This window comes from Amycolatopsis sp. NPDC059021 (assembly GCF_042739895.1).
Lineage (GTDB): Bacteria > Actinomycetota > Actinomycetes > Mycobacteriales > Pseudonocardiaceae > Amycolatopsis.
In genome coordinates this window covers 21317-32319 of the sequence record NZ_JBHYIQ010000017.1, presented here as the reverse complement: position 1 = coordinate 32319, position 11003 = coordinate 21317, and the positions used below count along the sequence as shown (strand labels likewise).

The 11003-nt window shown below is 66.7% G+C and carries 11 protein-coding genes; 10 read left to right on the top strand and 1 reads right to left on the bottom strand.

Annotated features, from left to right (window positions below; translation table 11 throughout):
- The first annotated feature begins 145 nt into the window (after positions 1 to 145).
- The 6 genes from ACFWX1_RS13005 to ACFWX1_RS12980 all read left to right on the top strand — a co-directional run bounded on the left by ACFWX1_RS13005 (position 146) and on the right by ACFWX1_RS12980 (position 6369).
- The gene (locus tag ACFWX1_RS13005) at positions 146 to 1276 is read left to right on the top strand and encodes a DUF932 domain-containing protein (RefSeq protein WP_378386809.1); all 1131 of its coding nucleotides are present in this window, start codon (positions 146 to 148) and stop codon (positions 1274 to 1276) included.
- A 713-nt stretch (positions 1277 to 1989) separates the two neighbouring features.
- The gene (locus ACFWX1_RS13000; RefSeq protein WP_378386807.1) at positions 1990 to 2727 is read left to right on the top strand and encodes a hypothetical protein; all 738 of its coding nucleotides are present in this window, start codon (positions 1990 to 1992) and stop codon (positions 2725 to 2727) included.
- A 10-nt stretch (positions 2728 to 2737) separates the two neighbouring features.
- A complete protein-coding gene (locus ACFWX1_RS12995; RefSeq protein WP_378386806.1) occupies positions 2738 to 3097 on the top strand; it encodes a hypothetical protein in 360 nt (119 codons plus the stop codon).
- A gap of 209 nt (positions 3098 to 3306) precedes the next feature.
- Positions 3307 to 3765 (top strand): phage terminase small subunit P27 family, encoded by a 459-nt coding sequence (locus ACFWX1_RS12990; RefSeq protein ID WP_378386804.1) that lies wholly within the window; start codon positions 3307 to 3309, stop codon positions 3763 to 3765.
- Entirely contained in the window at positions 3725 to 5416 is a 1692-nt protein-coding gene (locus ACFWX1_RS12985) for a terminase large subunit (RefSeq protein ID WP_378386802.1), read from the top strand. Before ACFWX1_RS12990 ends, ACFWX1_RS12985 begins: the two co-directional genes overlap by 41 nt.
- A 29-nt stretch (positions 5417 to 5445) precedes the next feature.
- Positions 5446 to 6369 (top strand): glycoside hydrolase domain-containing protein, encoded by a 924-nt coding sequence (locus tag ACFWX1_RS12980; RefSeq protein ID WP_378386800.1) that lies wholly within the window; start codon positions 5446 to 5448, stop codon positions 6367 to 6369.
- Here the strand turns inward: ACFWX1_RS12980 and ACFWX1_RS12975 are convergent.
- Complete coding sequence (locus ACFWX1_RS12975) at positions 6352 to 6588, bottom strand: hypothetical protein (protein ID WP_378386798.1); 237 nt, start codon at positions 6586 to 6588, stop codon at positions 6352 to 6354. The genes ACFWX1_RS12980 and ACFWX1_RS12975 overlap by 18 nt on opposite strands.
- A gap of 119 nt (positions 6589 to 6707) precedes the next feature.
- On the opposite strand from ACFWX1_RS12975, the gene ACFWX1_RS12970 reads away from it, so the two are divergent.
- The 4 genes from ACFWX1_RS12970 to ACFWX1_RS12955 all read left to right on the top strand — a co-directional run bounded on the left by ACFWX1_RS12970 (position 6708) and on the right by ACFWX1_RS12955 (position 10893).
- Positions 6708 to 8147 carry a phage portal protein gene (locus ACFWX1_RS12970; RefSeq protein ID WP_378386796.1) on the top strand — a complete coding sequence of 480 codons (1440 nt, stop codon included), beginning with the start codon at positions 6708 to 6710 and terminating at the stop codon, positions 8145 to 8147.
- Positions 8144 to 9127 carry a hypothetical protein gene (locus ACFWX1_RS12965; RefSeq protein WP_378386794.1) on the top strand — a complete coding sequence of 328 codons (984 nt, stop codon included), beginning with the start codon at positions 8144 to 8146 and terminating at the stop codon, positions 9125 to 9127. The genes ACFWX1_RS12970 and ACFWX1_RS12965 overlap by 4 nt, the downstream gene beginning before the upstream one ends.
- 80 nt (positions 9128 to 9207) lie before the next feature.
- Positions 9208 to 9849: a hypothetical protein gene (locus ACFWX1_RS12960; RefSeq protein WP_378386792.1), complete on the top strand. Its 642-nt coding sequence runs from the start codon at positions 9208 to 9210 to the stop codon at positions 9847 to 9849.
- Between the two features lie 54 nt (positions 9850 to 9903).
- On the top strand, positions 9904 to 10893 hold the full coding sequence (locus ACFWX1_RS12955; protein WP_378386987.1) for a DUF5309 family protein: 990 nt from the start codon (positions 9904 to 9906) through the stop codon (positions 10891 to 10893).
- Positions 10894 to 11003 lie beyond the last annotated feature (110 nt).

Below are 11003 nucleotides of genomic sequence, written 5' to 3'. Positions count from 1 at the left end.
CCTTGCTGACTCAGCCAGAATGAGGCACTGATTTTACAATCAGCAATACAAAGTGATCTGAATCACTATAGGTTGTCAATCAGCAAGGTTGAGGGCCATTGTTGTGGTGTCAGCAAGGCAGCCACAACACAGCAGGGAGACCAAAGTGGCACATGAGCTTGAGAGACTGGCCGATGGCACCTATGCCTTTGCCGCTGCCCGTGAGCCGGGGTGGCACCGTTTGGGCACTGTTGTGCCTGAACCGATGACAGCACAGGAAGTGCTGAATCTTGCTCACCTGTCCGACTGGAACATTCGGAAGTCTCTCGGCATCACCGCCGTGGTGCCGGGTGAGAAGTGTGAGGAGTGCCGTCGGAAGATCGGGGCAAAGCACACTCAGAAGTGCGCCGTTCCGCATGACAAGGACCGGGAGAACACTGACCTTGTGGTGACCGAAGAGGACACTGCACAACTTCTCCCCGTGGATGGCTGGGTGAGCACCTATCGCACCGTTCCGGTGTCCGGTGAGCTTCAGCCGCTCGGCATCGTGTCCGGTGAGTATCCGATCATTCAGCCGGAAGAGTTCGCCGACTTCATGCAGGCCATTGTGGACACTTCGGGTGCTCTGTTCGACACTGGCGGATCACTCCGGGATGGTCGGGACATCTTCCTGACCATGCAACTCCCGGAGTCGATCAAGATCGGTGGAACCGATGAGATCGGCCTGTATCTCGCCGGTTTCAACAACTACTCCGGACAGGGCAAGCTTCGGGTGGTGACCACTCCGGTCCGGGTGGTGTGTGCCAATACCGAGAGGGCTGCACTTCGCAACCATCGCAGTGAGTACACCTTCCGGCACAGCAAGGGCCTTGAGGGTCGGCTTCAGGAGGCCCGGGAAGCGCTCAAGATCAACTTCGAGTGGACAAAGGTCTTCGAGACCGAGGCCGAAAGCATGATCAACACCAAGATGTCCGTTGATCAGTTCGGTGACCTGATCAAGGCCGTGTGGCCTGAGAAGTTCAGCAAGCCCTTGGATGACTGGAAAAAGCCCCAGACTGACCACTGGGACACCCTTCAAGCCCTCTTCAAGAGTGCCGACACTCAGGAGAACATCCGGGGTACCGCATGGGCCGGGTACAACTCCATCACTGAATATCTGGACTGGGAAATCCCGATCCCGGGGGTCGGAACCGAGGAGGCCGCAACCGCTCGTGCCGACCGGGTTTTCTCCGGTCAGTACAACTCGTTGAAGCACACCGCATTCAGCAAGGCTCTCGACTTCGTGGCCGCCCAGTGACCCGAGCATCCGCACAGTGCCCCCCTGCCCGACAGGTAGGGGGGCACTGCCCTATCCGAGGTTCCCAGGTGTCCGCATCGGGGTGTATTTCCGTCCGTTGGGTGCCGGTACCGCTGGTGTATTTCCGTTGGGCTACAGGGCAGACAGGGGGTAGGGCTTGCCGTTCCGTGCCCCCGCCGTGTGCACCGTTCCGGGGTGTGGTGAGCCCGCTCCGCACCGGGGCCGGTGTGCCGAGCATGCCCGCCAGGCAGCAACCCGCAGAAGGGGTGATCCGGCACAGCAGGGGTACCGCACAGCAGGCCACCGGGCATTCCGTGCCGCAGTGCTCGCCCGTGACCCGGTATGCAGGTGTACCGATGAGCAGTGTCCGGGGCATGCTGGCCGCCCGTGTGCTCAACCGTCCACAGTGGCCGATCACTGGCCGGTCACCCGTCGGGCACTGGTCCGTCAAGGTCTCGACCCCAACCGTCCCGAGCATGGCCGGGGTCTGTGCCGGGGGTGCCACAACCGGCACACTGCCCGAGATCCAGCCACCCGAGGGGGATGAGGCCGCGCCGGTCGAGCAAGCTGGATCCGTCGTCGGCCGCGCCGGTCGAGGTACCCAGGGGGTTACCCCTCCCCGCCCCCGGCAAGGCCGATCGTCAGCCAGGCCCGCTGGTGTCCCGACACATTTCCGGCAGCCCTCGGGCACGTCGGCCGGGAGGGGATAGCCGATGGCCATCAACCCGACCGCCGACCAGACCGCCCCGATCGTCATCGACGGGGTGACGCCGTCGGCAGAGATCCGGCAGGGCCTGGCCCGCGAGGGTAAGCCGGTGTTGCTCGCCTTCTCCCGAGGAAAGGACAGCTTGGCCGCGTGGCTCGCCCTGCGGGACGCGGAGATTGAGGTCCGCCCGTTCCACCTTTACCTCGTGCCGGGCCTTGAGTTCGTGGACGATTCGCTGGCGGACTTCGAGAAGTTCTTCGGGACGGCGATCCCGCAGCTTCCGCATCCGAGTCTGTTCCGGTGGCTGAACAACCTCACGTTCCAGGCGCCGGAACGGCGGCTGATCATCGAGGCCGCGCAGCTTCCGGAACCGGACTACGTCGAAGTCTCCCGGCTGCTGTGCACCGAGCACTACGACCTGGATCCGGACACCACCTTCACCGCCGACGGCATCCGCGCCGCGGACTCGCCGAACCGCCGCACGGCGATGAAGGGGCACGGGCCGGTCCGTCGGCACGTGATGAAGGTGTCCCCGGTGTGGGACTGGCGCATCCGGCACGTCCGGGCCGCGCTCGCCGAGCATCGATGCCCGCTGCCGGTCGACTACGAACTGTTCAACCGGACCTTCGACGGCCTGGATCTTCGATTCCTGGCCCCGATCAAGGAGCGCTTCCCTCGGGACTACGAGCGCATCGTGGAGTGGTTCCCGCTGGCCGAACTGGAGCTGTTCCGTGCCCGACTCTAACGACGATGTGATGGCTCAGCTCGCTAGTTCAGCCGCCCCGATGGGCGGATCGAACGACGACGTTCTGGCGCAGCTCAACGCGGAGCCGGAACCGGATCCGCTCGCCGATGTCGAGTACACCGGAGACCTACCGGAGGACTCCAGTCGGGAACTCAATGCCCTACAGCAGGGGTTCCGCGATCGCGCGAAGCGGGAGGCCGAGAGGTTCCGACTCGCCACGGACTCCGAGTACTGGATCGCCGTGTGCTTCAAGACCAGGGAGGACAAGGAGAGGTTCCTCCGCAACGCGAAGCTGCTGTCCATCGGCGACAAGTACATGGACGGCTACGCCGTGGCCAGGGTGCTCGGCGTGCCGATGGATGACGAGTAGGGAGAGGAGGAGACACCATGCGTCGGACGATTACCCGCGTCAGCGGCGCGCTGGTCCGAGGTGCTGCGCGTCGGCTCGGCATCCGAGCAGCGGGCGCAGCCGGTGGCCGCGCCTCCGGCACGTAACCCAGTCCCACGACGAAGCTCCCGATCCGCGCACCCAGGCTCGGGGGCTTCGTCGTATCCACCCGGTCCAGAAGGGAGCCGAGCATGGGAGCACGCGGCCAGAAGCCGAAACCGACCGCGCTCAAGGTCTTGCACGGCGACCGTCCTGATCGGATCAACCACGCGGAGCCGATCCCGCCGGAGAGCGAAGTGCTCCCGCCGGAGGAGCTGTCCGAGGACGCCCGCGCGGTCTGGGATCGGCTGGCGCCGAGCCTGATCGCCGTCGGCGTGCTCACCCCGTGGGACACGGACGCCTTCGTAGTCGTCTGCGAAGCCCTGGCCCGGTACAAGCAGGCGACCAAACTGGTCAACGGCTCCGCGCTGCTCGTCCAGGGGCCGAACGGGTTCGTCAAGAATCCGGCGCTGGTGGTCCAGCGCGAGGCCGAGACGACCTTCGCGCAGTACGGCGCGAGGTTCGGGCTCACCCCGTCCGACCGTACTCAGCTGAAGGTTGACGCACCGGGTGCCGCCACGGGGCCGGGCGCCGAACGGCTCCTCTCGTAAGCCGCGGTTGCCGGAGTGCGGCTTCACGCTCGACGGCCAGACCTGCCGGAAGCGCGGTGACCACCGCTGCCGCCCTCGGGCTGCCCACGCCGTGGCTTTCTGCGCCGAGCTGTGTGTCCACACGAAGGACAAGTGGGCCCGCCGGCCGTTCGTTCTCGCGGACTGGCAGCGCCGGGACATCATCGAGCCCCTGTTCGGCGAGGTCACCTGGGACCCGGAATGGGAGTCCTACGTCCGCCGATACCAGATCGGCTGGATCGAACTCGCACGGAAGAACGGCAAGAGCGAGTTGTTGGCTTTCATCGCGCTCTACCTCCTCGTCGGCGACGGCGTGGAAGGCGCCGAGATCTACGGCTGCGCCATGGACCGGGGCCAGGCGGCGAAGGTCTTCGATGTAGCCGCCCGCATGGTCAAGCTCTCGCCGGTGCTCTCGGCCCGCCTGGTCGTCAAGGACCACATCAAGCGGATCATCGACGAACGTACCGGCAGCTACTACGAAGTCGTCGCAGCCGACGCGGCGGGCAACCTCGGCCACAACCCACACGGCGTCGTCTTCGACGAAGTGCTGACCCAGCGCGACGCCCGGCTCTGGGACGCGATGCGGACTGGCATGGGCACCCGCGCGCAGCCAATGATGATCGCCGCCACCACGGCCGGGGACGATCCGGCCAGCTTCGCGCGCTCAGAGCACGACGAGTGCGTCCGCATCCAAGACGACCCGGACCGCGCCCGGCACCGCTTCGCCTACGTCCGCAACGTCCCCGAGGACGCCGACCCTTGGGACGAGAAGAACTGGCCGCTGGCGAACCCCGCGCTCGGCGACTTCCTCTCGATCCGGTCGCTACGCCAGGAAGCGGCCGAGGCCAGGAATGACCCGTCCAAAGAGAACTCGTTCCGGCAGTACCGGCTCAACCAATGGGTGCAGCAGGCGCACCGCTGGATGCCGATGCACCTGTACCGGCAGTGCACGGGCACCGTGGCCCCAGCCCCGAGCTGGCTGCGCGCCGAGCTGGCTGGACGCCGGGCATACGGCGGGCTCGACCTCGCGGCCAAACTCGATATGACCGCATGGTCGTTGCTCGTGCCCGATGGTCTGGACGGCGTGCCCTCGATGATGTGGCGGTTCTGGCTGCCTGAAGCCGCAGTGAAGTTTCTCGATAGCCGGACCAACGGCCGGGTCTCCCAGTGGGCCGACGGCGGCTGGATCACCGTCACGCCCGGCGACGTCATCGACTACGACGTGATCTACGCCGACATCGCCGCGGACTGCGTCGCCTTCAAGGTCATGGCGGCCGGGTACGACGAGTGGTCCGGCGAACCGGTCCGGCAGGAGATTCAGAAGAAGACCCGGCTCGACCTCGCACCGATCCCGCAGACCTATCGGGGTCTCACGTTCGGCATGACCGAACTGATGGCGCTCACGAAGTCACGTGGCTGGAGCCATCACGCCCACCCGGTGGCGGAGTGGTGCTTCGACGCCGTCGAAGTTCGCCATCCCGCCGGGGATGCGGACCAGCTCCGGCCGGACAAGCCCGACCGCCAGGCGGTCGGCAAGCGGATCGATGCCGTTCCGACCGCCGCGATGGCGATCACCCGCTGGCGCGAGCTGGCGCAAAAGCATTCCAGGTCAGGACGGATGGTCATCCGCTGACTGACCCGCCTCCTTCAAGGACGGAGCTGATGGCCACCGCACTCGACTACTCGTCCGGATATCCGGCAGCGACAGCGATCCTGGACGCGGGGCACGCCGGGGTCATCCGCTATGTCGGCACGCCTGGCCGCGCGAAGAACATCAACGCACCGGAGTACGCAGACCTGACCGCCCACGGCGTCGGCGTCGCCCTGGTCTACGAGGACCATGCTGGCGATTCCCTCGGCGGATACCCGGCGGGGCAACGCGCCGCCCGGCTGGCCCGTGCCGATGCCGACGCCATCGGCTTCCCGTCTAGCAGGCCGATCTACTTCGCGATCGACTCGGACCAGATCACCGCGACGGACTTCGACCTCGCAATGGCCTATCTCGACGGAGCCGCGGCCATCCTCGGACACCACCGCGTCGGCGTGTATGGAGAGGCCGACATCATCGACCGCGCCGTGCCGGCACATGCGGAGTTCGGCTGGCAGACGTCTGCGTGGTCGCGAGGACGACGTTCCGGCCGCGCGCATCTGTTCCAGCAACCCGGCCAGATCTGGGTCGGCGGGATCGAGTGCGACGTCTCGGAGATCCTCGCCGACGACTGGGGACAGCACGACGGCACTGGGCACCCCGGCGCCGAAACCCGATTCCTGGATGACGAGGAGAGCGCCTTGCTTCTTCTGTCCGGCGCCAACCGCAGCGCGTCCTTCGACATTCCCGCCGGGGCTACGCAACTCCGCGTGAACTGCCCGGTGGGCTTCATCATCGTCCACGGCATCTGGCAGGCCGGTGAAGGCATCCCCGAGGGCGACCGGTTCGACTACAAGTGGAGCCACGAAAGCGACTTCCAGGTGGACCGCCTCCGACCGTGGAAGATCGACGTCGTTCCCGGCGCGACCCAGGGGTCCATCATCTACTCGTACTCCCCTGAGCACCCGGAGAGGACCGCGTCACTGTCGTTCCGCTGACGGTTCGGCGTCGCTGCCGCCGACTTCGTCGAGGGCCTCCACAGCCGCGACCAGACACCCCCTTGTCCACCCTGCGGGTTTCGCATCGAGGATGCCGCTCACAACCCGGCGCGCCATGTCACGGCCGAGCTGGTGGCGGAGCGCGGCGAACACGAGCTCCAGTTCGGTGACATCAGCACAGCGTTCGGCGAAACTCTCAGCGGTAACAGCGGGCTCCATGGCTTCCAGCGTGGCGGTTGCAGCTCGTATCTGCGATCGCCCGATCTGGGATTTCGCCCGTTAGACGCGCGTAACACGGCAAAAGCACCAGACCCACCCCTCGCGGGAGGTGATGGTGTTTGGCCATCGGCGACGTTCCTACCTCGGCAGAACAGCAGTGGATCACCCGACTGACGCTGCGGCACAACGCCGAGTTGCCCGAGCTGCTGAACCTGCTCGATTACTACGAAGGTCGCCAGAAGCTCTCGTACATGCACCCCGAGCTGGTGGACACGCTCGATGAACGGGTCCGGCAGGTCGTGATCAACTGGCCGCGCCTGATCGTCGATGCCCTCGAAGAACGGATCGACTTCCAGGGGGTGCGCCTCGGTGGCGAACCCGAGGCGGACACCGAGCTGGCCCACATCGCCCAGTACTCCGACCTGGACGCGGGGTACCAACAGGCACACGTGACCGCGATGGTCATGAAACGGGCCTACGCCATCGTCGGCGCCAATCCGAAGCCCGCTGACGCGAAGTACCCGCTCGTGACCATCGAGTCCCCCCTTGAGGTTCACGTCGAACTGGACCCGGCCACCCGCCAGGTCGTCGCCGCGATCAAACGCTGGCACGAGACCCTGCCCGGCCAGCAGGTCCGGCACTTCCTGACGCTCTATCTGCCGGACTACACGGTGACCTTCGTTGTCTCCCCGGAACGCGGCGGATACGTCGAGTTGTCCCGGGACGATCACCGGCTCGGTGAAGTGCTCGTCGTGCCGATCGTGAACCGGCCCCAGCTGTGGGCACCGTTGGGGACGTCCGAGCTGGCCGACGTGATCCCGCTGTCGGACGCGGCCTGCAAGGTCGCCACGGACATGATGGTCAGCGCCGAGTTCCACGCCATGCCACGCAGGTGGGTGCTCGGTCTCGACGAGTCGGATTTCACCGACAGCGACGGCAAGAAGGTCTCGGTCTGGCAGACCATCGCGGGCAAGATCTGGTCCACCTCGAAGAACAAGCGGGATGACGGGGTGGAGATCGGCCAGTTCAACGAGGCCGACCTGACGAACTTCCATAACACCCTGCGGGCGCTCGCGGTGCAGGTGTCCACAGTGTCCGGTCTGGCGCTGCACCACCTCGGGTACTCCAGCGACAATCCGGCCAGCGCCGACGGGATCCGCGCGGCCGAGGCCCGGCACGTCAAGCGTGCGGAACGACGCATCCGCGGCTTCGAGACCGCGTGGGAACGGATCATGCGCTTGGTGCTGCTCGTGCGCGACGGCTCCATACCGGAGAACGCCCGCTGGATGGAGTGTGTCTGGAGCGACGCGGCCACGCCCACCTTCGCCCAGAAGTCCGACGCCGTGGTGAAGCTGTACCAGGCCGACCGGCTCGTCCCGCGCCGCATGGCCCGCCGAACGCTGAACTTCACGCAGGCCCAGATCGCCGACATGGAACGCGAGGATCGCGACGACGTGACCCGCGCGATGTACGACCCGGCCTCGGAGTTCGGCATCAAGCCCGCGACGGCTGAGCAGCCGGCACCCGCTGAGCACGAACCTGCACCGGTCGGCACGTGACGACCGCGCTCACGTCGTCGACGGGGACCGAGCACCTGGACGCCACACAAGTGCTGGTGCGACGGCAGGCCGAACAGGTGCAGCGGGCCTGGCGCGATCTCGACCCCGCCGGACTCCGCGCGAGCTTCGGCGCTGCCGTCGTTCCCGTGTTCGTCGCCGCTATTACCGCGGGCCAACAGGACGCCGCCGCGCTCGCAGCACCGTACGTCGCCGACGTCCTGGCCGACACTGACGAACCCGAGCGGCCCGTGCCGACGGTGGCTCCCGCCGCATTCACTGGGGTCACAACGACCGGCCTGCCGCTGGCCGCGCTGGCGGACCTGCTGCTCGTGCGGCTGCTTACCGACATCGGCTCGGGCATGTCCACTATGGACGCACTGCTCGCCGGACTCCGCCGGGCGCTGACGTACACCGCGACCGAGATTACCGACGCCGGACGGACCGCGACCCAAGTCCAGCTGATCGCCGATACACGGATCGCCGGCTACGAGCGCGTGGTGAAACTCCCCGCGTGTGATCGCTGCATCGTGTTGGCCGGGAAGCTGTATCGGTACTCGACCGGGTTCCGGCGGCATCCGCGGTGCGACTGCACCATGCTGCCGGTGACCCGCGACCAGTGGCGCGAATCCAACCTGGACAACCACCCGCGAGCACTGTTCGATTCGATGAGCGAAGCCGAGCAGAAGGAACGCTTCGGCGCCGGGAACGCTGCGGCGATCCGCGCCGGGGCCGACATTTCCCAGGTGGTCAACGCTCGCAGGGGCGCGATGCCCGTCGCCGGGCGCTGGGTGACCACCCAGGGCACCAGCTCGCGCGGGCTGGCTGGGCAACGGATGGGCGAGCTGCGGAAGCAACCCGGCCGCCGCTACCGGATGTCCCAGCTCGCGCGCCCGACGGCCGGACAGCTCATCACCGACTTCTCTGGCCGCTCCCGCGAGGAGCTGGTCGCCGCGCTTCGACGCTACGGCTACCTGCTTTGACTTCGCGCCGCACGGCGCACCCCCACTGCGTCCATGCAGGCGCACGCCACCGCACGGGCATCCCGCACGGGAAGGAACACATGACCGACACCGACGCCCCCGCCGACGGCGGGAACACCGACACCACGCAGCCCAGCGCTGACACCGCTTCGCAGCAACCAGCCGAGCAGCCCACGGACGCCGAGTCCACACAGGACGACGACCGGGACTACCGCAAGCTCTATGAGCAGGCGGTGGCTCAGTCCCGCAAGTGGGAGTCCCGGGCTCGTGAGAACCGGGACAAGGCGAAGAAGTGGGACGAGGCCGAGGAAGCGAACCGCACCGAGGCCGAGCGCAGCGCCGCCCGCGCCGAGCAGGCCGAGGCCCGCGCGAAGTCCGCCATCATCGCCGCGGTGAACGCGGAGATCCGGGCTGCCGCGCTCGGCTGGGCGACGCCAGCAGACGCGCCGCGCTACATCGATGACAAGCAGCGCTACATCGGCGAGGACGGCGAGATTGACGTCGCCATGATCGCCGAGGATGTGGCGGCCGTGCTCAAGGAGCGGCCCCACTTGGCCGCAGTCAACAGCCGTCGCGGTCCGGCCCCCGACCCTGGTCAAGGACACCGAGGCGGTCTCTCCGTCGCGGATCAGATCCGCGAGGCCGAGCGCCGAGGCGATCATCGGGAAGCGCTGCGGTTGAAGACGGCACAACTGCTCGACCACGCCAAGAGCAGTCGCTGAATCGCGCCGTATGTGGGTGTTGAGCGTCGCAAACCGCTCAGGAGTGACCACTAAATACCCGGCATCACCGGAACGCTCGACACGTTCAACAGCCCGAACTACGTCGGGCAGCTCTTCGCGCTCACGCCCACGGACACGCCTCTGCTGTCGTCCATCGGCGGTCTGACCGGCGGCCAGTCGACCGACAGCACGATCTTCACGTGGCAGTCCTATGACCTCCGCGCTCCGGACGCGAACCGCCAGCGCCTTGAAGGTGCAGACGCCCCGCCGCCAGAGGCCCGCGTCCGGCAGAACGCGTTCAACGTGGTGGAAATCCACCAAGAAGCGGTGGCGATCACCTACACCCGCGAGGCCGCGACCGGTCAGTATGCCGGTACCGGTTCGGCTGTGCCGACCTCGGCGGCGGTCACCGGTCCGAACCCGGTCGGCGACGAGCTGTACTGGCAGACACAGCGGCACTTGGAGCAGATCGCGCGTGACATCGAGATCAGCTTCATCACCGGGCAGTTCGCGCAGCCCACCGACAACACCAAGCCCCGTAAGACGAGGGGCCTGCTCCAGGCGATCGCGACCAACGTGATCACCAACGCCACGGCGAAACCGCTGACGCGGGACATGGTCATCGATCTGCTTCAGCTCACCTGGCAGAACGGCGGCCTCACGGTCAGCGAGACCGCCACCCTGATCTGCAACGCCTACCAGAAGCGCATGCTCACCAAGGCGTTCATCGAAGACCGGGGCTATCGGGAAGAGACCCGCAACGTCGGAGGCATCAACCTCCAGACGATCGAGACCGACTTCGGGCGGCTCAACATCATGCTCAACCGGTACATGCCCGCCGACACCGTCGTCGTCGCGTCCCTGGAGGAGCTGGCACCCGTGTTTCTGCGAGTCCCGGGTAAGGGCTTCCTCTTCAGTGAGCCCCTGGCGCGGACTGGTTCGGCCGACAAGTTCCAGATCTACGGTGAGGTCGGTCTGAACTACGGCAACGAACGCGCCCACGGCAAGATCACCGGGCTCACCACGGCGCCCGCGGCTGCGTGATCGGCATGGGCGGCAAACCAAGCAAGGGAACTCCGGCCGACAAGCGAATCTCGGGGCGAGGCCAACGACCAGGGCCGAAGAAGGGCAGCCACAACAAGAAGAAGGGGGCG

Bases quoted from the DNA above. Each gene is read 5' to 3' on its own strand.
- ACFWX1_RS13000 (WP_378386807.1), top strand. From the start codon at position 1,990: ATGGCCATCAACCCGACCGCCGACCAGACCGCCCCGATCGTCATCGAC.
- ACFWX1_RS12975 (WP_378386798.1), bottom strand. From the start codon at position 6,588: ATGGAGCCCGCTGTTACCGCTGAGAGTTTCGCCGAACGCTGTGCTGAT.
- ACFWX1_RS12995 (WP_378386806.1), top strand. From the start codon at position 2,738: ATGGCTCAGCTCGCTAGTTCAGCCGCCCCGATGGGCGGATCGAACGAC.
- ACFWX1_RS12960 (WP_378386792.1), top strand. From the start codon at position 9,208: ATGACCGACACCGACGCCCCCGCCGACGGCGGGAACACCGACACCACG.
- ACFWX1_RS12990 (WP_378386804.1), top strand. From the start codon at position 3,307: ATGGGAGCACGCGGCCAGAAGCCGAAACCGACCGCGCTCAAGGTCTTG.
- ACFWX1_RS12980 (WP_378386800.1), top strand. From the start codon at position 5,446: ATGGCCACCGCACTCGACTACTCGTCCGGATATCCGGCAGCGACAGCG.